The sequence below is a fragment of the Phytobacter sp. RSE-02 genome, from assembly GCF_040578655.1.
Taxonomy (GTDB): Bacteria; Pseudomonadota; Gammaproteobacteria; order Enterobacterales; family Enterobacteriaceae; genus Phytobacter; species Phytobacter diazotrophicus.
In genome coordinates, this window is record NZ_JBEULY010000010.1 from 114,469 (window position 1) to 138,044 (window position 23,576).

Here is a 23,576-nt window from a genome sequence, read left to right on the forward strand (position 1 = left end):
GCCCACGGCTTTTATTTTTAGCGGTAATCAGCTATCTGGATTATTAATTTTGTACATAAACGTTGTGGTATGAAGCGTATTATCGATAGACCTTGCATAACAGGGGATTGTCCCGGCTATCTGCCAGCCCAGGGAAAGATATAAATCACTGGCGACATCGCCACTGCGTGTATCAAGAACGAGCAATGAAATCTCTTTTTCCCAGGCCATAGCCTCTGCCCGATTCATTAATTCTCTGGCAATCCCCTGACGACGCGCCTGCGGGTGAACGAGCAGTTTGGATATTTCCGCACGATGACGCCCATTAGGCGTTCTGCAATAGTTAATGATAACGGTTGCGGCTAAAAACCCGTTATCGCGGGCGATAAATAACTCACAGTCGTGACTGGCAAGACTATAAATTTTATCTTTCCAGAAGCTATCTATTGCCCGACGATCGTTGGGATCGGTAAAACCTACGCTTGCCCCATCCTTTACACAAGCCTGTAATACGTCACCTAATTCCGGTAAGCATTGATGCGCCTGTGTAGCACTGAGAATTTCATATTCAATCATGATTTACATACCACTAAAATGTAATGGGCACCGAGGCTTTCATGAGCGCGAAATGATGAAGAGCCTGATAAATGAAAACGTAAACTGTCACCTTCTTTCAAGGTCCACTGTTCACTGTTCATCGCAATGGTTAATTCACCGGAAGATAACCATATATATTGTTCAAGCCCCTGAACGGGAGGGTTTGAATATTCAATGAAAGCACCCGGACGCAATTTTCCTTCAATCATCTCGCATCTGAATTGATTCGAAGGGGGTATTAACATGCGTCGCTCAAACCCATTAAGCTCATCCTGCCACAGGGTTTGTTGGTTAACCCTGAACAGATTATCCGCAGCCTGTTCAATCTCGCTAATAAGCCGGGACATCGTCATTCCGTATACAATACAGAGTTGGTTGAGGACCTCTGCTGTCGGGCTGACCTCACTGCGTTCAATGCGTGACAAGGATGCCCTGCTGATGCCTGACGCAGCGGAAAGCTCCTCAAGCGACCAGTTATGTTGTAAGCGCAGCGCCGCCAGACGTGCGGCTAAGCGTGCTCTGTAATCTTCATTGTTCATGATATATCTCTTATGTGAGAATTTATTCCCATAAATGAGATTGCCGATTACTGAAATACTGTCAAGCGCTATTGCACCGCTTAGCGTTTAACCCTCCCCCGACTGCGGGCGCTGGCGTGGCTAAGGGCTTCACTGTGTTTCAGGTAAGGGGAACTGAAAACGCGTTCGAATCGCTGTAGCGATACCCGATGCATCGAGCCCGCAATCAGCCAGTAGCGTTAGCGGGTCGCCATGGTCAATAAGATGACGTTGTCGAGCCTTTCTCGCCCTGCAACCGAGATAGCTGCCAGCGATTCAGGCTGATCCATTTCGCCATCGTCCAGAAACGCCCACACTTTACGCCCCTGATGTTCCAGCATTCCACGGTACTCGAGATAGCGCATAAACCGGGCCTGATAGACCGCAGTCAACGGGCCAGGCCCCATAGATACCGTCGGGAATTGCCAGAAGTCGGGCATCAAACGGGGGGTGGGTAGGAGGAGAGGCCATTAAGCCCGAATTATGAATTGCAAATGCAATCCTGGCGTTCGCAATGCTAAGTCAGGTATAATTGCAATTGCAACTAAAAAAATGAAAGGAGCCCGCCATGGAGAAGAATCAGACGGATCTCTGGTTTTCGTTTGTACGCGCTCATCGCCTGATGATTCGTGAAGTGGAGAGCCGTCTGGCAGCCGCAAAACTGCCCGCCTATGCCTGGTACGACGTACTTTGGGGGCTGGAAAGTGGGCAAGGCGGCACCCGTCGGATGCATGAGCTGGCCGATGCGCTGGCGATAGAGCGCTACAATCTCACGCGTCTGGTAGACCGCCTGGAACAGGAAGGGCTGGTCGAGCGTACCCGTTCGCCCGAGGACGGTCGTGCAGCGTATGCCACCATCACTAAGGAAGGGCGTGCGCTACGCAAGAAGATGTGGAAAGTCTATGAAAGTGCGGTGGCAGAACTTTTTCTGAGCCAGTTCAATCCCGACGAGCAGAGCACCTTTTCTGCCGCGCTGGACCAGGTCGCTGCTGCGGCCCGCGCACAAAAGGCGCTGCGTTAACAGCGCCACAGAATAACACCCGTATGCCTTTGGCATGAAGGCGTTCACCCGCACAGACATGGTTCGAACCGCCAGGCGCGTTACACCTTTTTACCGAAAACGTCTGTAAGAGTGAACCCGCCGAATTGCTGGCCGCATTCATTACCGACAGCCATTGTGGTCCCCTTGTGATACCTGAGTGAGGATTTCCCGGGGCAAAGGCATCAAGTCTGAAATATGAAAATAATTCCCGCTCAAGCAGGGTTGTCAGCGTGTATTCTGACCCGTGCGTGAATACGTTTTTTCGGATGCAGCAACGGTAAATACAGGTGAGATGATGACTGAACATATAACGAATAAGCCGGGTGGGAATTATGTACCCGTTATTATCCACGACGGGCTGGCTTATGTGAGCGGGCAGCTTCCGCGTAAAGGTGAAACTCTACTTTATTCAGGAAAAGTGGGAATGGACATTGATCTCCCTGCCGCCCAACAGGCTGCTGCTTTTTGTGCAGACCTTTGTATTGCGGCAGTGAGTGAGGCCGCAGGCGGCGAGGAGAATATTATCCAGGTGCTTAAAGTGGTTGGGTATATTGCTTCTGCGCCTGGTTTTACCCAGCAAAGCCAGGTAATGAACGGGGCTTCCGATCAACTCGTCGCAAGGCTTGGGGCAAGGGGCACCCATACCCGAACCTCGGTAGGTGTCGCTGAACTCCCTCGGGGCGCGCCTGTTGAGCTGGAAATGGTAGTCGCGGTGCGAAAGTAGAAATCATTCCCCGGTAGAAAGCCTGGGCTGTTGCGATAGTTGTTATAAGCCTCCAGGGATACGGAGGCAAATCGGTTTGCAGATAACGGACATAGTGTTGAGAGAGGATATTAATTTATTCCCGAAAATTTCCATCTACATAATACCCATCGGGCGTTTCTGGTTATTTCCGGGAAATGACAAATGCCCTGCGCGATTTCCATAGTGCCGGTATTTATCCGTACAGAGGGTTATCATGAAAGAAAAGCCTGTTTATATCCCCGTTCTGGAATTTTTGCAGCGCCAGTTGCAAGGAACACTGGACGAGACAATGACAACGCATATGAATTATCCCACTGCCATCTCACGACTGCCTGGTTTCAGTATTGTGGATGTCGGTGAAGCGACAGCGACCCTTGCGCTTGATGCCGATCCGGCACTTCACGAAAATCAGCAAGGTACCGTCCACGGCGGGCTATTATGCGAACTGGCGGACGCGCGATTGGAACGGCGCATTCTACCTTAATGAAAAAGGATGAAAGTTTTACCAGCATCGACATTAAAACCACGTTCCTGCGCCCCGTATGGCGTTCACGTTTGTTGGCTACCGCCAGGGTGGAACATCGGGGTAAAACGATCAGCCACTACCGGTGCGAAATAGCGCGCGAGGACGGTAAAGTCGTCGCCATTATCACAAGTACGGTGTTAACACTGACCGGTGAAAAAGCCAGGGGAAGATAAGATTTGCGTTATTACCGTTAAAATAAGAGGTAAATGCTCCTGCCAATATTCTCTGTTTTAGCACAGCGGCCTGTTAAGCCACTGTGTCATTAACGTAGAGGCGCTACCGCCAGCAGGGCCAATGATGTGCTACCCCGTTGTTTCGCAGAAACGTAATCCGATAATGCCAATAAAAGCCAGCCCCATAAAACACATCCGGGGCCAGCTCATCTCATCCTGAAAAATCAGCATACCCGCCAGGACCAGCCCAATCGTTCCTGTGCCGGTCCACATGGCATAAGCCATTCCAACAGGCAGGGAACGCAACGCCAATGCAAGCAAGTAAATACTGCCCAGCCCAGCCATAACGGCAATGATACTTGCCCCGAGCCGGGTCCACCCCGCGTTTAATTTGAGGGAAACGCCCATCACGATCTCAAGGGCTGCGGCAAGAAACAAATAGGTCCACGCCATAGACTTACTCCTCACTGGAGGTCGATCGTTGCCTCATTGCTCTGGAAGTCGGCTTACTCGCATGAAGTCCCGCTTGTACCGCCGGTCGCGCGGCGATTACATGAAGCCACCGCTTGACGTGCGGGTAAGGCGTAATGTTCAGCCTCAGCTCGTCCCAGGTTCGCAGCCAGGTGAATGCGGCAATATCAGCAATGCTATAGTTTTCACCGGCAAGGAAAGCAGACTCACTGAGCCGCGTATCCACAACCTGGTACAGACGCAGTGATTGCGCCTGATATCGCGCTATTGCCTCGTCATTGACCGTTTTGGCGCCATGCAAAAACCACCACAACTGCCCCAGCATTGGGCCGATACTGCCGACCTGGAAAAATAGCCACTGTTGCACGGCAATATTTTCCGCTTCTGTCGCGGGCAGCAAACACCCCGTTTTCGATGAGAGCCAGGAAAGGATGGCACCCGACTCAAAAATGCGCAGGCCGGTTTGCCGATCAACAATCGCGGGGATCTTGCCAATAGGGTTGATCTTAAGGAAATCGGGTTGATGCTGGTCCCCCTTGCCAAGATCAAGATCGAACTGCTCATACGCCAGGCCAGCTTCTTTCAGAAATATGCTGACTTTTTGCCCGTTTGGCGTGTCCGCCGTATAAAAAGCGAGGTCGCGGGTTACCTGTGTCATGTTTATCCTTATTGCGTGATTGGATTGCAAATGCAATCGTTGCAATTGCAATCATAGGCCACTCAACATGGCCGTGCAACAAGCATTTCAACGCGATCAGGCGTGCGGCTGGAACCGCTTCCTATCGCAGATATGATTTTCAAAGGAGAACAACAGGTATCCAGGAGATTGGCCAGGCGAAAATAGCGGACTCAGAGAGTCGGGGGCTGTATTTGAGATGCAGAGTACGCATTCCGGCACGTCCCTGAGCCGGACATACGAATTACTGACGCATGCCGATCGCCAGACGGTTAAATGCGCTCATCAGTGCAATCGCAAAGGTCAGATCGGAAATTTCAGCTTCGCTGAAATGGGCCGCCAGAGGGGTATAGTCTTCGTCAGGAGCATGCGTTTTATCGACATGCGTCAGCGACTCCGTCCATGCGAGGGCGGCACGTTCACGTTCGCTAAATAATTCGCTGACCCGCCAGCCTGCCAGGCTGTCCAGCCGCGCAGCGCTTTCACCATCGGCACGCAGGGCTTTGGCGTGCATCTCAAGGCAAAATGCACAGCCGTTAATCTGCGAGATGCGCAGCCAGACTAACTCAATCAGCGCTTTCCCGAGGCTGCTCTTACTGAGCGCCTTTTTGGTTGCAGTAAAGCCGTTATACGCTTCCGCGGAAAGGGTGTAATAGGGTAAACGTTGCGGGGTGCTCATCAGGTTATCTCCGGTTATTAAAAAACGTCATATTAAGGACTGGCGAAAGTGCATACCTACCGCCAGCAAGCCTTGTCGATAGTAGAAACGTTGGCCCAGCGCATTACCTAAACCGGTATCCAGCACCAGGTGAGTACAAGTCTGAGCGCGCGCCTCTTCACGCAGAGCATCGATTAATATCGCGCCCAGACCGAGGCTGCGGGCATGGGGCGCCGTCACAAGGTCATCCACATACAGAAAACGCCCGTACAGCAAATTTTCAGAGATCCGGTAACCCGCCAGAGCCAGTAGCTCTTGCTCCTGCCAGACGCCCAGCAGGCAATACCCCTTCTCAGCCTGGCGATGAACGCGAGTGATAAAGTTCTCTGCATCGGTCAGGTGTGGTCGCAACTCCCGCATCACCCGATACGCGGCATGGAGCGCCCGTTCACTTTCCACCTTATGTACTTCAAATGTCGCCATACGTTTCTCCTGTCTGATGGCTGCAATATATCGCCGCAATGACCTATGCTACAGTGACAAGAATTATCTAAATGACCAGGACAAAGACCGTGAAAGCACTGATGCCTGAAGCCACCTGGCAGCCCGACACGCCGCTCTATTTGCAGCTTTATCAGCGATATCGCGACGCCATCACTGCCGGTCGGTTACGTCCTGGGGAACGCGTGCCATCAATACGTAATCTCGCCAGCGAGCTTCACGTGGCGCGGGGAACGGTGGAAATGGCTTATCAGATGCTGGTGAGCGAAGGCTATCTTGTGACGAAGGGAGCGGCAGGGACCCAGGTTTCCCCCCAACTGGCGAGGCTACCGAACGCCGGAAGTCCGCCGCGGGGACGCAAAACCTCCGAGGCACAGGCGTATCAGACGCGCCTGACGGGGAATATTTTACCCTTTCAGCCAGGTGTTCCGGCGCTGGACGCGTTCCCACGGAAAATATGGTCTCGCCTGTCGGCACAAACACTGCGCCTGATTGAGTCAACGGTGATGAATCAGCCCGATCCGGCCGGATATGCGCCGCTTCGGGAAGCCATCGCCACCTATCTGGGCATCTCTCGCGGTATCGCCTGCACGCCGGAGCAGGTCTTTATTACCATCGGCTATCAGGGGGCGCTTGAACTGCTGTGTCGCACCGTTTTACGGAGCGGCGACGGAGGCTGGTATGAAAACCCCGGCTACTTCCCTGGCAGATATTTTTTGCAGCAAATGGGCATGACGCTGACACCCGTTCCGGTAGATAAAGAGGGGCTACAGGTTTCCATCGGGGAGCAACTGGCACCGAACGCCCGTTTTGCCGTCGTCACCCCTTCCCACCAAAGCCCCACGGGCGTCGCGCTGTCTTTACCCCGACGTCTGGCATTGCTGGCGTGGGCGAACCAAAAAGACGCCTGGATCATAGAAGATGACTACGACAGTGAGTTCCGCTACCACGGTCACCCCCTTCCGGCCCTGAAAAGCCTCGACCATGAGCAACGTGTGCTTTATACCGGCACCTTCAGTAAGGTTCTTTTTCCCGGCTTACGTCTGGCCTATGTGGTGGTGCCCCCCTCTTTGCAACAGACCTTTGACGAGGCCGTTAACCGCTGGCCAGGGCCGGGATCGATTCTGCCGCAAGCGATGGTGGCAGCGTTTATGCAACAGGGGCATTTTGCCCACCATTTGCGCAGAATGCGTCAGTTGTACGCCATCAGGCGTGGTTATCTTGTAGAGGCACTTGAACGTGTTTTCGGCTCCTCTCTGCACATCCAGCCACAGGCCGGGGGAATACAGATTCTGGCTTACCTGAATGAACATCAATCCGATAAAGCACTGGCAACGGCGGCGCTGGCGGCAGGGCTGGGCGTCAAGGCACTCAGTGAATGGGATGCAGGCACCCCGCCGCAAAACGGGCTATTGATGGGATTTACCAATTTTACCAGTGCGCAAGAAGCACATGCGGCGGTGAAACGGCTGTCAGCGCTGTTATCGCCCTGATGTCGCCTCCCGGCAGGGTGAAAATTACCATCGTTACCCGACGGGCGGGGGCGGGCAAAGCGCATTGGGTATTCGCGTTGACCTGCCCCCGTTAATTAATACACCGTAATGTTAGTTTTGAGGCGACGGTTTTCATCCTTCCGATCTTTCATCTATTTGATATCAGAGGCTTGCATGATGAAACGCCGGTAATCAAAACGACTTTATGTTCAGACATTTTTTAACCCTTCAGAGATGGAATGGTTTTCCGTTGACGAGGTTGAAGCCGGGTTCGTGATCCGAAACCAGATGGCATACATAGCAGGCAGGAACACCAGCGTAATAATGGTCCCCCCCAGAGTCCCGCCTATCAGGGTGTAGGCAAGGGTTCCCCAGAACACCGAATGTGTTAACGGGATAAAGGCCAGAATGGCCGCCATCGCCGTGAGCAGTACGGGTCTGGAGCGTTGTACCGTTGCCTCAATGACCGCATGAAAGGGTGCAAGCCCTTCCTGCTCGTTATGATGAATCTGCCCAATAAGAATCAGCGTGTTACGCATCAAAATCCCTGACAGCGCAATCAGACCAACCAGCGCATTGATGCCAAAGGGCTGGTTGAAGAGCAGTAAGGTTGGCACCACCCCCACCAGCCCCAGCGGGGCTGTCATAAAGACCATCACCATCGCCGACATCGAGCGCACCTGGAGGATAATGATCAGCAGTGTCATGGCTATCATGACAGGGAATAACGGTGCCATCGCTTTGGTGGCTTTCCCGGACTCCTCAATAGAGCCTGCCTGTTCAATACGGTATCCATCCGGAAGCGTTGTGATGATGGGCTGCAGTTGCTTCATAACCGCAGTGGAGACATCCGGCGGCTGAAGGGATTCTGCGATATCGCCCCGAACGGTGATGGTTGGCATACGGTCACGACGTCGCAGGACCGGGTCTTCCATGCGCACTTCGACCTCGCCAACTTGCGATAACGGGATACGCTGCCCTGCGGAACCGACCAGGGTGAAGCCCGCTATTTTCGCAGGATCAAGCCTGATATCGCCGGCAGCGCGTCCCATGACCTGCACCGAACGGATATCTTCACGCACAGCAGTGACCGGAACACCCGAAAGCAGAAACTGAAGCTGCTGGGCCACCGCGTTTGACGTCAGCCCCACCGCCTGCAGACGATCCTGGTTCAGGGTGAAATGCAGTGTCGGCACACGTGAGCCCCAGTCCGTGTTGACCGTTCTCATTAACGGGCTGGCCTGCATCAGCGTTTTCACCTTATCTGCGATGTCTCGTAATACAGTCGGATCCGGCCCCTTCACACGGAAGGCAACCGGATAGGGTGAATACGGGCCAAACACCAGTTGGGTCACGCGAACCCGCGCCTCAGGAGCCAGGCCGTCAGCCACAACCTGGCGAAGACGGAACTTGAGCGCCTCACGGGATTCCTGGCTGTCCGTCAGGATAACAATTTTCGCAAAAGAGGGATCGGGCAGTTCCGGCGCCATGGCGAGATAAAAACGGGGTGACCCTTGCCCGATATAAGCCGTCACGATTTTTGCTTCTTTCTGGCGCTTGAGCCAGTCCTCAATTTTCGTCACGGCGGCGCGGGTTTGTTCAATGGAAGTGCCATACGGCATCTGCACTTCTACAAGAACCTCAGGCCGATCAGACGTCGGGAAAAACTGTTTTTTCACCAGTGCCATGCCGAGAACGGCAACGGTGAATACCGCGACGACAGACCCCGCGACCAGCCATTTTCGTGCGATCACCCGCTTCAGCAACTGACGGAAACGGTTGTAGCGTCGGCTGTTGTAGATAGCATCATGCCCCCCTTCAATCGTTTTGATATCTGGCAGCATTTTCACCCCGAGATAGGGGGTAAAGACTACCGCCACCACCCAGGAGGCGATCAAAGCAATCCCCACAATCCAGAACATATTGCTGGTGTATTCACCCGCCGTGGATTGCGCAAAACCGTTGGGCATAAAGCCAACGGCCGTGACCAGCGTACCGGCCAGCATAGGCGCAGCGGTGTGGCTCCAGGCATACGCCGAGGCTTTTATTCGGTCATATCCCTCCTCCATCTTCACCACCATCATTTCGATGGCAATGATGGCGTCATCCACCAGTAAACCGAGCGCCAGGATAAGCGAGCCCAGGGTAATACGGTCGAAGTTTTTACCTGTCGCCGCCATGACCATAAAGACGACAGCCAGCGTCAGTGGCACAGCAGCGGCAACCACCACACCCACACGCCAGCCCATGCTGAGAAAGCAGACCACCATTACGACCAGTAGCGCCACAAAAAACTTGATCATGAACTCGTCTACGGCGGAACTGATGTTAACGGACTGATCGGTGACTTTTGTGAATGTCATGCCGAGTGGCATGTCGGCATTGATGCTGGCGGCCTCCTTATCCAGCGCTGTACCCAGTTCCAGACCGTTCCAGCCCTCACGCATCACGATACCCAGCAGAAGTGCTGGTTCACCCTGATTGCGCACCATAAAGGTTGCCGGATCTTCGTAGCCGCGCTCGACCGTCACCACATCAGAAAGCTTCAGCGTCCTTCCCTGCGCCACAATCGGCGTTTCACGAATTTTCTCCAGTTTGTCAAACGCCCCATCCAGACGGATAAAAACCTGCGGCCCACGAGAGTCTATCGAACCAGCAGGCGTCAGCACGTTCTGGTTGTTCAGAGCAGCAAAGATATCCTGCGGTGAGATACCCAGGGTTGCCAGGCGATCATGGGAGAACGAGACAAAAATTCGCTCGGCCTGCTCACCGATAATATTGACCTTTTTCACCCCGGGAACATGTAATAAGCGCTGGCGTAATGACTCGGCATCGCGTACCAGTAGCCGCTGTGGCTCACCTTTTGCCTTCAGCGCAAAGAGCGCAAACGTGACATCAGAGAACTCATCGTTGACCATTGGTCCAGACACCCCTGACGGCAGATTTTTAGCCTCATCGCTGAGTTTTTTGCGTGCCTGATAGAACGCTTCCTGGACCTCTGAGGGGGGAGTACTGTCCAGCAAGGAGAGCATGGTAAAAGCCAGACCGGGACGCGTGTAGGTCTCTGTGCGGTCATACCACTTGAGCTCCTGGAGACGCTTCTCCAGCGGTTCGGCTACCTGGTCCTGCATTTCCTGAGCCGTTGCTCCGGGCCAGGCAGAAATGATGGTCATCTGCTTAACCGTAAAAGGCGGGTCTTCTGCACGCCCCAGTCCAAGGAACGAGAGAATACCAGCAACGGTGATCAGCAAGATAAGAAACAGCGTAACTGAACGCTCGCGCACGGCGAGCGCGGAAAGGTTAAAACGCCCACGACTCATGGCTGACTCCCGCCGACACTGACATCGCTCTGCTTCGCCAACCGGACTGTCTCACCGTCATGCAGCAGATGAGCGCCCAGCGCTACGACCTGTTCGCCGGGCTTAAGGCTGCCGGTCACACTTGCCGCATCATCCCCGAGGCTGACGATCTGTACGGGACGCCATGCCACTCTGGCGGGATTGCCTGAAATGCGCCAGACGCCCGGGCCTTTACCTGCGTCAAAAACAGCGGCTAAAGGCACCTGCAGCAACGGCTGGGATGCTCTGCTCTGCGCAATATGGATGGTGACAGTGGATCCCAGAGGGGCGCCAGACAAGGGACCGTTGAGCACGTACCTTGCCTCAAACGTACGCGTTAGGGGGTCGGCTGCATCAGAAAGCAGCCGTAACGTCGCGGAAACAGGTTGTTCATCACTACCGTACAGAGACGCCTGTGCCGCGCTTCCAACAACCGGGCGAAGCGTCTCAGGTAACTGGACGACCGCTTCGCGCTGACCGGCTCTGGCAAGCCTGATAACCGGTTGTCCGGCACTGACGACCTGACCTGGTTCGGCCAGCGTATCCATCACCACCCCGTCAGCATCGGCCACCAGGACTGCGTAGCTCATGGCGTTTTGCGCCACATTTGCCTGCGCCTGGGCGGCACTGAGATCAGCCCTGGCCGTATCTGCGGCGGCTTTAATCTGATCGTAAGCGGATGCCGATACAGCTCCGGTAGTGACCAGACCGCGATATCGCGATTCGTCGTCCGCTGTCTGTCGGGCGCGCGCTTTTGCTGCGGCGACAACCTGCTGTTGAGCCTGAGCCTGCAGGCTCAGATCCACGGGGTCCAGACGCATTAACGGCTGGCCTCGTTTCACGGTCTGACCGGTATCAACAAGACGTTCCAGGATTTTGCCCTGAACTCTGAAACCAAGGTCGCTCTGGATACGTGCAACAACCACCCCCGTAAAAGCGCGGGAATAATCGGTTGCGTTGATTGCTACAGCCGACCTGACAAGAGGTGGCAGGCTGCGTGGGTCACTGTTATCGGAAGCGTCACCGCAGGCCACAAGTGCAAACGGCAACAGGCAAACAGCAAGGGTGACTGGTTTAAGCCCGAGCATGGGTTCCCTTAATTTATTAAAAAGGACAGAAACCCATACTCTAACTAGTGACCATATTTGTCAATAGTCACAAACTCAGGGAGACAAACTTCTCAGGATCAGTGATGACAGCAACGCAGCCGCTACCGGGGCAGTTTCCAGATTATATTGCAATTGAACCGGACTGATATAAGGCCTCATAACCATAAAGATTGCATCCGCCGCCTCGTCCAGTGGCGTTTTTCTTTCGAATTCACCAGCCTGACGCCCTTCAACAATGATCTGCTCAATAAGCTGTCGCAGTCGTTGCTCATGCGCTTGCGCAGAAGGCCATTTGTCACGCGCCGCAACGGCCGCGATGTCGTATAACTTACGGTCACGAAAAAACAAATCGCTGCCCGATTCTGACAACGCCCTGAATAATCGTCTTATTTTCTCAGCGGCGGTCGGTGCCTCCGCAATCGCGGCATCGACAATTTCCATGATCATCGCCAGCCGGTTAGCGCAGATCACTTCACCGATCGCCTGTTTGGAGTCGAAAAATTTATAAATATAAGCCTTTGAAAAACCGATGGCTTTGGCGAGATCGGAGACAGTGGTTTTTTCGTAACCAAAGTGGCCGAAATGCTCTGTGGCCGCTTCAACGACCTGTTCACGAACGCTATGGTCGGAAGGTCCCCTTGAAGGGTGTTCATTTATCTGTTTAGTCATTTTTCCAGCTTAGCTCAATGAAGCCTGATTGACAACGAGTGACCATTTGGTAATGTGGTCACAATTCAAATTCGACTCAAGGGTCCTTCATGTTTCCGCTATATACATTTGCCCTGATAGTGGGTGCCTGCACCCGGGTAGGCCGGGAGTTGCGACGGCGGCACGGCTTACCTCAGGAAATATCAGCGAACAAGCGGCCCGCGCTTATCAGTCGGTTGAAACGCCGTTGGGTCAGGTGCCCTGCTCAACGCCGGATTATAATCGCTACGGCAATTCATATGAAACCAATCTCAATGCAATCCGGGAGATAGACCTGTTTGGTGGTCTGAGACGAGGCCCGTCAGGCTGCCCTGGGCGGTGGCTGACAATCTTTACGACCTGGCGAAATGGTAAATAAACCAGGGTAAATAGTTCTCTGAATTTTTTAAACAGCGCAAAACGTTGTTTATTTGAATAAACATAACGGCAAAAAGGTGACGATATGACGCGAATTGGCATCCTTGGGGTAAATGATCTGACTGAAAACTTTCTGGTCGAATTGTTCCGCCTTGATCCATACGCTCATGTTTTTCTTTCAGCCGGAGAAACAGAACGTGCAAATCTGCTGGCAAGAAAGTTTCCCTGCTGGATTCAGGATAACGTGCAGGCCGTAGTGGATGAAGCCGATACTGTCCTTATCACCCTGGAGGGAATCAGGTCAGGCAATGTTCAGGAAAATACTGAATACCGGCCAACACAATTAGTCCTTTTATTAGATGTCATGCCCTCATTCAATCATCACGATATTTCACCCAGGGCAGAGCAATTTATAAACAGATATGTTGCGCTACACAATCTTTCGCCCTTTTTCCATTTAACCGATGCACAGATTGATAACTATCTCTTTGTTCTTCGGGCTCATTTGATGTCCATGAAGCTCATTCATTCTCTGGAGATAAATGTTCAGACATTTTATAAATCAACCGCGCCAAAGGTTTAAGGATGAAACATTATCCTGCCAGAGGCATAAACACATTGAGCCCCATCTAAAAACCGATGATATCGCCATTAAATCCCCCTTTAAAAAATGATATACAATTGATGGTTATAGAACCCCAGACGTATAGAACATCCGCGCCCTATAATATTCACCGTATACCGTATTTAATACAGAAATAAAAATTGCTTAATAAATTTATTTGATGTCTCTCCTGGATAAAAGGGTTGTTTATCGCCCCAAAATTAGCTTTACTTCTGAATTCTAATTACTGGCGTCAGGCAGCGCAGTCATGAAGGTGCGGACAAGAAACAATATAATATAAACTTTTATAAATAATTAAATGATATATAAAAGTAAAAATTATCATTTAAAAGAGTGTCAAAAAACTGTCATAAAACACATATCCATTTACAGGGAGCATGAACATGGCAGTTTTACTTGTTAGCGCCGTTTACGGTCTGGCGGTACTAACGGAAGGATACATTTGAGAAATGATGACAACGTTGTATTCGCTTGCTCCGGTGATGTTCCTGATCGTCATGGGATTTGTACTGCGGGCCAAAAACCTGCTTGATCATCAGTTCTGGCTGCCTTGCGAAAAGCTTAATTATTTCTGGCTGTTTCCGGCGCTGATGTTTTCTCAGGTGGCGACGGCGAGCCTGAATGATTTCCCGGTCAGGCCTATAGCGTGGTCGATTCTGGGCGCAGTGGTGATTGCCGCAATTTCACTCTGGTTGTGGCGGATATGGCGAAGCCAGCCGGGAACCGTCTTTTCTTCCGTCATTCAGGGTGCGCTACGCCCTAACACCTATATTGGCGTTGCAGCGGCTGCGTCCACTTACGGCAGTACCGGGTTGACGGTCACATCTATCAGTATCGCCGTGGCTATTCCCCTGCTGAATGTCGCGTCTATCATCATCTTAATGCATTACGGGCAAGGGAAAAGGCCAGGCGTAGGGCAGATTGTCAGAGCATTGGTACGTAATCCGGTGATTATCTCGGTGGTTGCGGGGCTGGCGTTTAATGTCAGTACGCTCAAACTTCCTGATGTGATCGGCAATATTCTGCATATTCTCGGCGGCGCGTCGCTGCCTCTGGGCTTACTGGCGGTAGGCGCGGGGCTCGATCTGCAAGCCGCACGCTCGGCGCACGGGCCAGTATTACAGTCGTCATTTGTGAAACTATTACTGGTGCCGGTTATCACACTCTTTATTGGCGTTGAATTGGGCATTTCCGGGCCGGTACTGGCCACCGTCGTCTTATTTAATGCCCTGCCTTGTACGCCTTCTGCCTATATTATGACCAAGCTTCTCGGTGGTGATCATCGGCTTTCCGCCGGGATTATTTCCGTGCAAACGGTGCTGGCAGCGGTGACCATTCCCTTTATTCTGATGCTGACCCGGCTATCACCGAACTGAGGGAATGCGCTTCTCCATGGAAACAGTGCCAGTCTAAACTGAAATCGTCGGCCTCTCTTCCATCTTACAGAGAGGCATCTCGTCATGAAAAAGATCCGTTATAGCAAAGAACAGATAGCCTTAGCTTTGTCACCAGACCTCATCATTTCTCTCGTTTTAAACGACAGCGGCCTTCCCTCTGGTTTTCCTCCCTCACAGACTCCGTTATCATGCAATCTGCGCATTTATGAAATGCCCCGGCATTCATAAAAATCAATGAGACGTGAAACTCAATGAGAACAACAAATATCACTAACTCATTAAAATTTAAGAAAATGGACATCATAAACTGATGAGTACACTAGAGAATTTCGACGCCCACACGCCAATGATGCAGCAGTATCTGAAACTGAAAGCGCAGCATCCGGATATCCTGCTCTTCTATCGCATGGGCGACTTTTACGAGCTGTTTTATGACGATGCGAAACGTGCATCTCAGTTGATGGACATCTCGTTGACAAAACGCGGCGCTTCCGCAGGTGAACCCATCCCGATGGCCGGGGTGCCGCATCACGCGGTAGAGAACTATCTGGCAAAACTGGTCAGCCTGGGTGAATCGGTCGCCATTTGCGAGCAAATCGGCGATCCGGCCACCAGCAAAGGGCCGGTTGAGCGCAAAGTGGTGCGTATCGTCACCCCCGGCACCATCAGCGACGAAGCGTTATTGCAGGAGCGTCAGGACAACTTGCTGGCGGCCATCTGGCAGGACAGCAAAGGATTTGGCTATGCCACGCTGGATATTAGCTCCGGGCGTTTTCGCGTCAGTGAACCCGCTGACCGTGAAACCATGGCGGCAGAACTGCAGCGCACTAACCCCGCTGAGTTGCTCTATGCCGAAGACTTCGCCGAAACATCGCTGATTGAAGGTCGTCGTGGCCTGCGTCGTCGCCCGCTATGGGAATTTGAAATCGACACCGCACGCCAGCAGCTCAATCTGCAATTTGGTACCCGCGATCTGGTTGGCTTTGGTGTGGAAAATGCCCCGCGCGGCCTCTGCGCTGCGGGTTGTCTGTTGCAGTATGTCAAAGATACCCAGCGCACCGCCCTGCCCCACATTCGTTCCATCACCATGGAGCGCCAGCAGGACAGCATCATTATGGATGCCGCCACGCGCCGCAACCTGGAAATAACCCAGAACCTGGCGGGCGGTATCGAAAACACCCTGGCATCCGTGCTCGACTGCACGGTCACGCCGATGGGTAGCCGTATGCTCAAACGCTGGCTGCATATGCCGGTACGCGACACCAAAACCCTGCTGGAACGTCAGCAGACCATTGGCGCATTGCAGGAAAACACCGGTGAATTGCAGCCAGTCCTGCGTCAGGTTGGCGATCTGGAACGTATTCTTGCCCGTCTGGCACTGCGAACTGCCAGACCCCGCGACCTCGCGCGCATGCGCCATGCGTTCCAGCAACTGCCGGAGCTGCGCGCCCAACTGGCGCAGGTGAAGAGCGAGCCGGTGCAAAACCTGCGGGAAAAAATGGGTGAGTTTACGGAGTTACGTGAACTGCTGGAACGCGCCATCATTGATGCCCCACCGGTGCTGGTGCGCGATGGCGGCGTTATCGCGCCGGGGTACAATGCCGAGCTCGATGAGTGGCGAGCGCTGGCAGACGGCGCAACGGACTACCTCGACAGGCTGGAAATTCGCGAGCGCGAAAAGCTCGGTCTCGATACCCTTAAAGTCGGCTATAACGCCGTACACGGCTATTACATTCAGATTAGCCGCGGGCAGAGCCATCTTGCCCCCATTCACTATGTTCGCCGTCAAACGCTGAAAAATGCCGAGCGCTACATTATTCCTGAACTGAAAGAGTATGAAGACAAGGTTCTGACCTCAAAAGGCAAAGCGCTGGCGCTGGAAAAACAGCTTTATGATGAACTGTTCGACATGTTGCTGCCGCACCTTGGCGATTTGCAGCAGAGCGCCACGGCGCTGGCAGAGCTGGACGTGCTGGTCAATCTGGCAGAGCGTGCGGACACGCTGAACTACTGCTGTCCGACATTCAGCGATAAACCCGGTATTCGTATCGTTGAAGGCCGTCACCCGGTCGTGGAGCGTGTGCTCAATGAACCGTTTATCGCCAACCCCTTGAACCTTTCACCCCAGCGCAGGATGCTAATCATAACCGGGCCGAATATGGGTGGTAAAAGTACCTACATGCGCCAGACGGCGCTGATCGCGTTGCTGGCGTATATCGGCAGCTACGTTCCGGCGCAGAAGGTGGAAATTGGCCCTATTGATCGCATCTTTACGCGTGTGGGCGCGGCAGATGATCTGGCAAGCGGGCGGTCGACCTTTATGGTGGAGATGACCGAAACGGCCAATATCCTGCATAACGCCACGGAAAACAGCCTGGTGCTGATGGATGAAATTGGTCGCGGCACCTCTACCTACGACGGTCTGTCGCTGGCCTGGGCCTGTGCAGAGAATCTGGCCAATAAAATCAAAGCGTTGACGTTGTTCGCCACCCACTATTTCGAACTCACCCAATTGCCAGAAAAAATGGAAGGCGTGGCCAATGTCCATCTTGACGCGCTGGAACATGGCGACACCATCGCCTTTATGCACAGCGTGCAGGATGGTGCGGCGAGCAAAAGCTATGGTCTGGCGGTTGCCGCACTGGCAGGTGTTCCTAAAGAGGTGATCAAGCGCGCGCGTGGAAAATTGCGCGAGCTGGAAAGCCTGTCGCCGAGTGCTGGCGCCACGCAGATTGATGGTACGCAGATGTCGCTGTTAGCCGTACCGGAAGAGACCAGCCCGGCAATGGAAGCGCTGGAAAATCTGGACCCCGATTCCCTCACGCCGCGTCAGGCGCTCGAGTGGATTTACCGCCTGAAAAGCCTCGTCTAACTCCCCCGGCCCGCAATGACCTTGCGGGCCATGCTTTATCGAATAATTTCCCCGAATGCCAGGCAAGCCCGATATCGGCTTCTATACTTTTTATTTGTCTCGACTGATTTCTCTCAATAATGAAAAGGAACCATGCTATGGCAATTCACAAGAAAGGGCAGGCTCACTGGGAAGGTGATCTGAAACGTGGGAAAGGGACTGTTTCAACAGAAAGCGGTGCCCTTAAACAACTTCCTTATGGCTTCAACACCCGTTTCGAAGGCGTTCAGGGGACTAACCCGGAAGAGCTGATCGGCGCGGCACATGCGGCCTGTTTCTCAATGGCGCTTTCGCTCATTCTGGGCGAAGTAGGCTACACGGCAGACAGTATCGACACAACGGCAACCGTCACGCTGGACCAGGTTGACGGCGGGTTCGCGATTACCAAAGTCGCCCTGAAAAGTGCGGTAAAAGTACCGGGTGCCGACCCTGCTAAATTTGATGAAGCCATTCAGAAAGCCAAAGCCGGTTGTCCGGTATCGAAAGTATTGAATGCGGAAATCTCGCTGGAATACACGCTGAACTAATACGTCGTATTTTGCAGGAAACACTCCGTCCGGTTTGTTTCCTGCCCTTCCCTACTGACTCAGCGCATCATCCGACGAACAAGCTGCGTGAATTGCTCACGTTCTTCCTCGCTTAACTTGCCAAGAAACTCTGCGTCCACGCCATTACCCACCGGGATGCTCGCTTTCAGCACCGCTTCACCTTCCTCGGTCAAAAATAAAAAACGGCGTCGTTTATCGTCCGGATCGTGCTCACGGCGGACCAGACCACGCGTCTCCATACGGCTGAGCATTTCCGCGAGGGTCGCTTTCGTGCTGACCGCCACCTCCGTCAGGGCGACCTGTTCAATACCGGGATTTTCGGCAATAGAACGCATCACCGCATATTGTGGTTTGGTCAGTTCCGGCAGTACCTGTTGCCAGCGCGCCGTGTGTTGCTGGAATAGCTGACGTAGCAGGTGAAAGGCCTCTTTTCTTAACTCCATGAATGCTCCGTTATGGGTTTCTCCTCCCTATGATAGCCATTAACTTGCCGAATTTTAACGCGACTTTTTTTAGCAAAAAATGCGCATGTATACGAACAATCTTGCCTGTGACGATCCTCAGGAGTAGGTTATCTCAAAACGTTCGCATACGAACAATTATTGAGGTGGTGAATGAAACTGATAATCGGGATGACGGGGGCAACCGGCGCACCATTGGGCGTGGCGTTATTGCAAGCGCTACGGGAGATGCCAGAGGTTGAAACTCATCTGGTGATGTCGAAGTGGGCGAAAGCCACCATTGAACTGGAAACGCCCTGGACTGCCCGCGAAGTGGCGGCACTGGCAGATGTCACTCATAACCCGGCCGATCAGGCAGCCACCATCTCCTCAGGCTCGTTTCATACCGACGGCATGATAATTATTCCCTGCAGCATGAAAACGCTGGCAGGTATCCGTGCGGGCTACGCCGAAGGGCTGGTCGGTCGCGCCGCCGATGTGGTGCTCAAAGAGGGCCGCAAACTGGTGCTCGTCCCGCGTGAAATGCCGCTTAGCACCATTCATTTAGAAAATATGTTAGCGCTTTCCCGCATGGGGGTGGCGATGGTCCCTCCCATGCCCGCGTATTACAACCATCCGCAGACCGTTGATGACATTACCCAACATATCGTGACCCGCGTGCTTGACCAGTTTGGTCTGGAGCACCGCAAAGCACGCCGTTGGGAGGGCCTGCAGGCGGCACAGCATTTTTCACAGGAGAAAGAATATGGCTTTTGATGATTTACGAAGCTTCTTGCAGGCCCTTGATGATCAGGGGCAACTGCTGAAAATCAGTGAAGAGGTTAACGCCGAGCCAGATATTGCGGCGGCGGCCAATGCCACCGGGCGTATCGGCGACGGCGCACCTGCACTGTGGTTCGATAATATTCGCGGCTTTACCGATGCGCGCGTGGCAATGAACACCATTGGTTCCTGGCAGAATCATGCGATCTCTATGGGTTTGCCATCGAACACGCCGGTTAAAAAGCAGATTGACGAGTTTATTCGCCGCTGGGATACCTTCCCTGTCGCACCGGAGCGCCGCGCAAATCCGCTGTGGGCGGAAAATACCGTCGACGGTGAAGAGATAAACCTGTTTGACATCCTGCCCCTGTTTCGTCTGAACGATGGCGATGGCGGTTTCTATCTTGATAAAGCCTGCGTTGTCTCCCGCGATCCGGTCGATCCTGACCATTTTGGTAAGCAAAACGTCGGCATCTACCGTATGGAAGTGAAAGGCAAACGCAAACTGGGCCTGCAGCCGGTGCCGATGCACGACATTGCGCTACATCTGCATAAAGCGGAGGAGCGTGGCGAAGACTTGCCGGTTGCGATCACGCTCGGGAACGATCCGATCATCACCCTGATGGGTGCCACGCCGCTGAAATACGATCAGTCAGAATACGAAATGGCCGGGGCGCTGCGCGAAAGTCCTTACCCCATCGCCACCGCGCCGCTCACCGGTTTTGATGTACCGTGGGGCTCGGAAGTGATCCTCGAAGGGGTTATCGAGGGGCGTAAACGCGAAATCGAAGGCCCCTTCGGCGAATTTACCGGTCACTATTCCGGTGGACGCAATATGACGGTCGTGCGTATCGATAAAGTCTCTTATCGCACAAAACCGATTTTTGAATCGCTTTACCTGGGTATGCCGTGGACTGAAATCGACTACCTGATTGGCCCGGCGACCTGCGTCCCCCTGTATCAACAGTTAAAAGCTGAGTTCCCGGAAGTGCAGGCTGTGAATGCCATGTACACCCACGGCCTGCTGGCCATCATCTCCACCAAAAAACGCTACGGCGGTTTTGCCCGCGCGGTGGGCCTGCGCGCTATGACCACGCCGCACGGTCTGGGCTATGTAAAAATGGTCATTATGGTCGATGAAGACGTTGACCCGTTCAACCTGCCACAGGTGATGTGGGCGCTGTCGTCAAAAGTGAACCCGGCAGGCGATCTTGTGCAGTTACCGAATATGTCGGTGCTGGAACTGGATCCTGGCTCAAGCCCGGCAGGCATTACCGACAAACTGATTATCGACGCGACGACGCCGGTCGCACCGGATACGCGCGGTCACTACAGCCAACCGGTACAGGATCTCCCTGAAACCAAAGAGTGGGTTGAAAAACTGACCGCCATGCTGGCCGCACGTAAATAAGGAGAAGAGAATGATTTGTCCACGTTGTGCCGATGAACACATTGAGGTGATGGCAACCTCACCGGTGAAAGGTATCTGGACCGTTTATCAGTGCCAGCATTGTCTGTATACCTGGCGCGATACCGAACCACTACGCCGCACCAGCCGCGAACACTATCCGGAGGCGTTTCGTATGACGCAAAAAGATATTGATGACGCGCCGCAGGTGCCTACGATCCCACCGCTGCTGGCGGCAGATAAGCGTTAAGCCGGAAAGCACGCAAGAAAAAGGCCGGTCATTTGACCGGCCTTTTGATGTTCAATACTTATTCGCGGAAAAGCGCTTCAATATTCAGCCCTTGCGCCTGCAGGATTTCACGCAGACGGCGCAGACCTTCAACCTGAATCTGACGTACGCGCTCGCGTGTCAGACCGATTTCACGACCCACATCTTCCAGCGTTGCTGCTTCATATCCCAGCAGACCGAAACGACGTGCCAGCACTTCACGCTGTTTGGCGTTCAGTTCGAACAGCCATTTGACGATGCTCTGTTTCATATCGTCATCTTGCGTTGTGTCTTCCGGGCCGTTTTCTTTTTCATCGGCCAGGATATCCAGCAGCGCTTTCTCGGAATCACCGCCCAGCGGTGTGTCCACCGAGGTGATACGCTCGTTGAGGCGCAGCATGCGACTCACATCATCGACCGGCTTGTCGAGTTGTTCGGCAATCTCTTCCGCACTCGGTTCGTGGTCCAGTTTATGGGACAACTCACGCGCGGTACGCAGATAGACGTTCAGCTCTTTAACAATATGGATTGGCAGACGGATAGTACGGGTTTGATTCATAATCGCCCGTTCAATAGTCTGACGAATCCACCAGGTCGCATAGGTGGAGAAACGGAAACCACGTTCCGGGTCGAATTTTTCAACCGCACGGATCAGGCCCAGGTTCCCTTCTTCAATCAGGTCCAGCAACGCCAGGCCACGATTGCTATAACGACGGGCAATTTTCACTACCAGACGCAGGTTACTTTCGATCATGCGGCGGCGCGAAGCAACGTCACCACGCAAAGCGCGACGTGCAAAATAAACTTCTTCTTCGGCCGTTAGCAGTGGGGAATAACCAATTTCCCCAAGATAAAGCTGAGTCGCATCCAGCACACGCTGGGTAGCGCCCTGCGATAACAATTCCTCTTCGGCCAGGTCGTTATCACTGGGTTCCTCTTCAACTAAGGCTTTCTCATCAAAAGCCTCTACTCCGTTCTCATCAAATTCCGCATCTTCATTTAAATCATGAACTTTCAGCGTATTCTGACTCATAAGGTGGCTCCTACCCGTGATCCCTGGACAAAGCACCTGAAAAGCACTTCATTACTGACCATTGCAGCGGCATCTGCGCGCGCTGCAACGACAACAATGAGGAACGGTTCAACCACTTTGCCGATTTATCGCTGCGGCAAATAGCGCAGCGGGTTTACGGATTTCCCCTTGTAACGAATTTCAAAATGCAAGCGTGTAGAACTGGTTCCGGAGCTACCCATGGTAGCGATTTTTTGCCCCGCCTTAACTTCTTGTTGTTCCCGGACCAGCATCGTATCGTTATGGGCGTAGGCACTCAGGTAATCATCGTTATGTTTGATGATAATAAGATTACCGTAACCGCGAAGCGCGTTACCGGCATAGACGACGCGTCCATCTGCGGTCGCGACGATTGCCTGTCCTTTGCTACCTGCGATATCAACACCTTTGTTGCCACCTTCGGTAGCAGAGAAGTTGTCGATAACTTTGCCATCTGTCGGCCAGCGCCAGGAAGCAATCGGCGTACTGGTTGACGTGCTGCTGATGGTCGGTTCGGTCGTGCTGACAGTTGGAGCCGTAACAGGCGCTGTGACAGGGGTCGCAGGCTTGTTGTTCGGCAACATTTTGTTAGCACTTTGTTCACCTGAATCCTCAGAATACGTAATTGTTGGTTTTGAAGCAACAGCTACGGTGGAATTTTGTGCAGGTTTTGAGACAATTCCTTGTGCGCTCGCATCTGCCTGAGTTATCGCGTTTCCGCCCGTTATTGGCGTACCTGATGCATTACCCACTTGCAAGGTTTGACCCACTGTCAAACCGTAAGGTGCAGCAACATGGTTGCGCTGGGCAAGATCGCGGAAATCGTTCCCGGTTATCCACGCAATATAAAATAAAGTATCACCGCGTTTTACGGTATAGGTACTGCCGCCGGTATAGCTACCTTTCGGAATGTTCCCATACTGACGGTTATAGATGATTTTGCCATTAACAGTCTGAACAGGCTGTTCCGGAACAGACTGAACAGGCGCGGTCTGTACCGGGCGCTGTACGGGCTGAATTTGCGGCTGTGACGCGGTACCGATTTTTGGTGGCGGAGTGATTAACATTCCGGAATTGCTGCTGGAGCTGGTATTGCCACCTACCGAACTGACCGGAGCGGGTGCGTTGCTGGAGCTTGTACAGCCTGCCAGCCAGATAGAAACCAGTGATAGTGCCGCAACACGGCTTACGGTGAATTTAGGGCTTCCCGTGCTC

Annotated in this window: 24 protein-coding genes and 2 pseudogenes; 13 read left to right on the plus strand and 13 right to left on the minus strand. The window is 53.2% G+C overall.

What is annotated here, in order from left to right; all coding sequences use genetic code 11:
* Window positions 1-27: 27 nt before the first annotated feature.
* From ABU190_RS19745 to aceE, 3 genes and pseudogenes are all read right to left on the minus strand, one after another.
* Window positions 28-555: a GNAT family N-acetyltransferase gene (locus tag ABU190_RS19745; protein ID WP_271850037.1), complete on the minus strand. Its 528-nt coding sequence runs from the start codon at window positions 553-555 to the stop codon at window positions 28-30.
* The gene (locus ABU190_RS19750; RefSeq protein WP_354692207.1) at window positions 552-1,115 is read right to left on the minus strand and encodes a helix-turn-helix domain-containing protein; all 564 of its coding nucleotides are present in this window, start codon (window positions 1,113-1,115) and stop codon (window positions 552-554) included. The genes ABU190_RS19745 and ABU190_RS19750 overlap by 4 nt, the downstream gene beginning before the upstream one ends.
* Window positions 1,116-1,351: 236 nt before the next feature.
* Window positions 1,352-1,602 (minus strand): annotated as a pseudogene (gene aceE / locus ABU190_RS19755) (pyruvate dehydrogenase (acetyl-transferring), homodimeric type); the annotation flags it as partial.
* A gap of 99 nt (window positions 1,603-1,701) precedes the next feature.
* On the opposite strand from aceE, the gene ABU190_RS19760 reads away from it, so the two are divergent.
* The 4 genes from ABU190_RS19760 to ABU190_RS19775 all read left to right on the plus strand — a co-directional run bounded on the left by ABU190_RS19760 (window position 1,702) and on the right by ABU190_RS19775 (window position 3,619).
* The gene (locus ABU190_RS19760) at window positions 1,702-2,154 is read left to right on the plus strand and encodes a MarR family transcriptional regulator (protein ID WP_354692208.1); all 453 of its coding nucleotides are present in this window, start codon (window positions 1,702-1,704) and stop codon (window positions 2,152-2,154) included.
* A 313-nt stretch (window positions 2,155-2,467) separates the two neighbouring features.
* Window positions 2,468-2,899, plus strand: coding sequence for a RidA family protein (locus tag ABU190_RS19765; protein WP_354692209.1), 432 nt, complete (start codon window positions 2,468-2,470; stop codon window positions 2,897-2,899).
* 235 nt (window positions 2,900-3,134) lie between these two features.
* Window positions 3,135-3,404: a hypothetical protein gene (locus tag ABU190_RS19770; RefSeq protein ID WP_354692210.1), complete on the plus strand. Its 270-nt coding sequence runs from the start codon at window positions 3,135-3,137 to the stop codon at window positions 3,402-3,404.
* Window positions 3,404-3,619 carry a PaaI family thioesterase gene (locus tag ABU190_RS19775; protein ID WP_354692211.1) on the plus strand — a complete coding sequence of 72 codons (216 nt, stop codon included), beginning with the start codon at window positions 3,404-3,406 and terminating at the stop codon, window positions 3,617-3,619. Before ABU190_RS19770 ends, ABU190_RS19775 begins: the two co-directional genes overlap by 1 nt.
* Before the next feature lie 129 nt (window positions 3,620-3,748).
* Here the strand turns inward: ABU190_RS19775 and ABU190_RS19780 are convergent, their stop codons facing one another.
* The 4 genes from ABU190_RS19780 to ABU190_RS19795 form a co-directional block, all read right to left on the minus strand.
* Window positions 3,749-4,072 (minus strand): multidrug efflux SMR transporter, encoded by a 324-nt coding sequence (locus ABU190_RS19780; protein WP_108700734.1) that lies wholly within the window; start codon window positions 4,070-4,072, stop codon window positions 3,749-3,751.
* A 4-nt stretch (window positions 4,073-4,076) separates the two neighbouring features.
* Window positions 4,077-4,748 (minus strand): glutathione binding-like protein, encoded by a 672-nt coding sequence (locus ABU190_RS19785; RefSeq protein WP_354692212.1) that lies wholly within the window; start codon window positions 4,746-4,748, stop codon window positions 4,077-4,079.
* Between the two features lie 262 nt (window positions 4,749-5,010).
* Window positions 5,011-5,445, minus strand: coding sequence for a carboxymuconolactone decarboxylase family protein (locus ABU190_RS19790; protein WP_039077671.1), 435 nt, complete (start codon window positions 5,443-5,445; stop codon window positions 5,011-5,013).
* Window positions 5,446-5,472: 27 nt separating this feature from the next.
* Window positions 5,473-5,907, minus strand: coding sequence for a GNAT family N-acetyltransferase (locus ABU190_RS19795; protein ID WP_354692213.1), 435 nt, complete (start codon window positions 5,905-5,907; stop codon window positions 5,473-5,475).
* Between the two features lie 71 nt (window positions 5,908-5,978).
* Between ABU190_RS19795 and ABU190_RS19800 the strand changes: the two genes are divergently transcribed.
* Complete coding sequence (locus ABU190_RS19800) at window positions 5,979-7,418, plus strand: PLP-dependent aminotransferase family protein (protein WP_354692214.1); 1,440 nt, start codon at window positions 5,979-5,981, stop codon at window positions 7,416-7,418.
* Between the two features lie 209 nt (window positions 7,419-7,627).
* On the opposite strand, the gene ABU190_RS19805 is transcribed toward ABU190_RS19800, so the two are convergent.
* From ABU190_RS19805 to ABU190_RS19815, 3 genes are all read right to left on the minus strand, one after another.
* Window positions 7,628-10,738: an efflux RND transporter permease subunit gene (locus ABU190_RS19805; RefSeq protein WP_354692215.1), complete on the minus strand. Its 3,111-nt coding sequence runs from the start codon at window positions 10,736-10,738 to the stop codon at window positions 7,628-7,630.
* Entirely contained in the window at window positions 10,735-11,844 is a 1,110-nt protein-coding gene (locus tag ABU190_RS19810; RefSeq protein WP_354692216.1) for an efflux RND transporter periplasmic adaptor subunit, read from the minus strand. The genes ABU190_RS19805 and ABU190_RS19810 overlap by 4 nt, the downstream gene beginning before the upstream one ends.
* Before the next feature lie 75 nt (window positions 11,845-11,919).
* Window positions 11,920-12,534, minus strand: a complete 615-nt coding sequence (locus ABU190_RS19815) for a TetR/AcrR family transcriptional regulator (RefSeq protein WP_296441906.1) — start codon at window positions 12,532-12,534, stop codon at window positions 11,920-11,922.
* A gap of 127 nt (window positions 12,535-12,661) precedes the next feature.
* Here ABU190_RS19815 and ABU190_RS19820 point away from each other — a divergent pair.
* The 5 genes and pseudogenes from ABU190_RS19820 to ABU190_RS19840 all read left to right on the plus strand — a co-directional run.
* A pseudogene (locus ABU190_RS19820) lies at window positions 12,662-12,871 on the plus strand (TolC family protein); the annotation flags it as partial.
* A gap of 144 nt (window positions 12,872-13,015) precedes the next feature.
* Complete coding sequence (locus ABU190_RS19825) at window positions 13,016-13,513, plus strand: hypothetical protein (RefSeq protein WP_354692217.1); 498 nt, start codon at window positions 13,016-13,018, stop codon at window positions 13,511-13,513.
* A gap of 491 nt (window positions 13,514-14,004) precedes the next feature.
* On the plus strand, window positions 14,005-14,931 hold the full coding sequence (locus ABU190_RS19830; protein WP_354692218.1) for an AEC family transporter: 927 nt from the start codon (window positions 14,005-14,007) through the stop codon (window positions 14,929-14,931).
* 331 nt (window positions 14,932-15,262) lie between these two features.
* On the plus strand, window positions 15,263-17,824 hold the full coding sequence (gene mutS / locus ABU190_RS19835) for a DNA mismatch repair protein MutS (RefSeq protein WP_334633372.1): 2,562 nt from the start codon (window positions 15,263-15,265) through the stop codon (window positions 17,822-17,824).
* A 137-nt stretch (window positions 17,825-17,961) separates the two neighbouring features.
* A complete protein-coding gene (locus ABU190_RS19840; protein WP_296441873.1) occupies window positions 17,962-18,390 on the plus strand; it encodes an OsmC family protein in 429 nt (142 codons plus the stop codon).
* 59 nt (window positions 18,391-18,449) lie between these two features.
* On the opposite strand, the gene ABU190_RS19845 is transcribed toward ABU190_RS19840, so the two are convergent.
* The gene (locus ABU190_RS19845) at window positions 18,450-18,854 is read right to left on the minus strand and encodes a MarR family transcriptional regulator (protein WP_039077675.1); all 405 of its coding nucleotides are present in this window, start codon (window positions 18,852-18,854) and stop codon (window positions 18,450-18,452) included.
* Between the two features lie 171 nt (window positions 18,855-19,025).
* Here ABU190_RS19845 and ABU190_RS19850 point away from each other — a divergent pair, with 171 nt between their 5' ends.
* Genes ABU190_RS19850 through ABU190_RS19860 form a run of 3 tightly spaced genes read left to right on the plus strand, consistent with a single transcriptional unit; the run spans window position 19,026 to window position 21,292 of the window.
* Window positions 19,026-19,628, plus strand: coding sequence for a non-oxidative hydroxyarylic acid decarboxylases subunit B (locus ABU190_RS19850; RefSeq protein WP_354692219.1), 603 nt, complete (start codon window positions 19,026-19,028; stop codon window positions 19,626-19,628).
* A complete protein-coding gene (locus ABU190_RS19855; protein ID WP_039077677.1) occupies window positions 19,618-21,045 on the plus strand; it encodes a non-oxidative hydroxyarylic acid decarboxylases subunit C in 1,428 nt (475 codons plus the stop codon). The genes ABU190_RS19850 and ABU190_RS19855 overlap by 11 nt, the downstream gene beginning before the upstream one ends.
* 10 nt (window positions 21,046-21,055) lie before the next feature.
* On the plus strand, window positions 21,056-21,292 hold the full coding sequence (locus tag ABU190_RS19860) for a non-oxidative hydroxyarylic acid decarboxylases subunit D (protein WP_039077678.1): 237 nt from the start codon (window positions 21,056-21,058) through the stop codon (window positions 21,290-21,292).
* Window positions 21,293-21,350: 58 nt separating this feature from the next.
* Here the strand turns inward: ABU190_RS19860 and rpoS are convergent, their stop codons facing one another.
* Complete coding sequence (rpoS, locus tag ABU190_RS19865; RefSeq protein ID WP_039077679.1) at window positions 21,351-22,343, minus strand: RNA polymerase sigma factor RpoS; 993 nt, start codon at window positions 22,341-22,343, stop codon at window positions 21,351-21,353.
* 125 nt (window positions 22,344-22,468) lie between these two features.
* The gene (nlpD, locus tag ABU190_RS19870) at window positions 22,469-23,518 is read right to left on the minus strand and encodes a murein hydrolase activator NlpD (protein WP_228008002.1); all 1,050 of its coding nucleotides are present in this window, start codon (window positions 23,516-23,518) and stop codon (window positions 22,469-22,471) included.
* Window positions 23,519-23,576 lie beyond the last annotated feature (58 nt).

Bases quoted from the DNA above. Each gene is read 5' to 3' on its own strand.
- ABU190_RS19745 (WP_271850037.1), bottom strand. From the start codon at position 555: ATGATTGAATATGAAATTCTCAGTGCTACACAGGCGCATCAATGCTTA.
- ABU190_RS19750 (WP_354692207.1), bottom strand. From the start codon at position 1,115: ATGAACAATGAAGATTACAGAGCACGCTTAGCCGCACGTCTGGCGGCG.
- ABU190_RS19760 (WP_354692208.1), top strand. From the start codon at position 1,702: ATGGAGAAGAATCAGACGGATCTCTGGTTTTCGTTTGTACGCGCTCAT.
- ABU190_RS19765 (WP_354692209.1), top strand. From the start codon at position 2,468: ATGATGACTGAACATATAACGAATAAGCCGGGTGGGAATTATGTACCC.
- ABU190_RS19770 (WP_354692210.1), top strand. From the start codon at position 3,135: ATGAAAGAAAAGCCTGTTTATATCCCCGTTCTGGAATTTTTGCAGCGC.
- ABU190_RS19775 (WP_354692211.1), top strand. From the start codon at position 3,404: ATGAAAAAGGATGAAAGTTTTACCAGCATCGACATTAAAACCACGTTC.
- ABU190_RS19780 (WP_108700734.1), bottom strand. From the start codon at position 4,072: ATGGCGTGGACCTATTTGTTTCTTGCCGCAGCCCTTGAGATCGTGATG.
- ABU190_RS19785 (WP_354692212.1), bottom strand. From the start codon at position 4,748: ATGACACAGGTAACCCGCGACCTCGCTTTTTATACGGCGGACACGCCA.
- ABU190_RS19790 (WP_039077671.1), bottom strand. From the start codon at position 5,445: ATGAGCACCCCGCAACGTTTACCCTATTACACCCTTTCCGCGGAAGCG.
- ABU190_RS19795 (WP_354692213.1), bottom strand. From the start codon at position 5,907: ATGGCGACATTTGAAGTACATAAGGTGGAAAGTGAACGGGCGCTCCAT.
- ABU190_RS19800 (WP_354692214.1), top strand. From the start codon at position 5,979: ATGACCAGGACAAAGACCGTGAAAGCACTGATGCCTGAAGCCACCTGG.
- ABU190_RS19805 (WP_354692215.1), bottom strand. From the start codon at position 10,738: ATGAGTCGTGGGCGTTTTAACCTTTCCGCGCTCGCCGTGCGCGAGCGT.
- ABU190_RS19810 (WP_354692216.1), bottom strand. From the start codon at position 11,844: ATGCTCGGGCTTAAACCAGTCACCCTTGCTGTTTGCCTGTTGCCGTTT.
- ABU190_RS19815 (WP_296441906.1), bottom strand. From the start codon at position 12,534: ATGACTAAACAGATAAATGAACACCCTTCAAGGGGACCTTCCGACCAT.
- ABU190_RS19825 (WP_354692217.1), top strand. From the start codon at position 13,016: ATGACGCGAATTGGCATCCTTGGGGTAAATGATCTGACTGAAAACTTT.
- ABU190_RS19830 (WP_354692218.1), top strand. From the start codon at position 14,005: ATGATGACAACGTTGTATTCGCTTGCTCCGGTGATGTTCCTGATCGTC.
- mutS (WP_334633372.1), top strand. From the start codon at position 15,263: ATGAGTACACTAGAGAATTTCGACGCCCACACGCCAATGATGCAGCAG.
- ABU190_RS19840 (WP_296441873.1), top strand. From the start codon at position 17,962: ATGGCAATTCACAAGAAAGGGCAGGCTCACTGGGAAGGTGATCTGAAA.
- ABU190_RS19845 (WP_039077675.1), bottom strand. From the start codon at position 18,854: ATGGAGTTAAGAAAAGAGGCCTTTCACCTGCTACGTCAGCTATTCCAG.
- ABU190_RS19850 (WP_354692219.1), top strand. From the start codon at position 19,026: ATGAAACTGATAATCGGGATGACGGGGGCAACCGGCGCACCATTGGGC.
- ABU190_RS19855 (WP_039077677.1), top strand. From the start codon at position 19,618: ATGGCTTTTGATGATTTACGAAGCTTCTTGCAGGCCCTTGATGATCAG.
- ABU190_RS19860 (WP_039077678.1), top strand. From the start codon at position 21,056: ATGATTTGTCCACGTTGTGCCGATGAACACATTGAGGTGATGGCAACC.
- rpoS (WP_039077679.1), bottom strand. From the start codon at position 22,343: ATGAGTCAGAATACGCTGAAAGTTCATGATTTAAATGAAGATGCGGAA.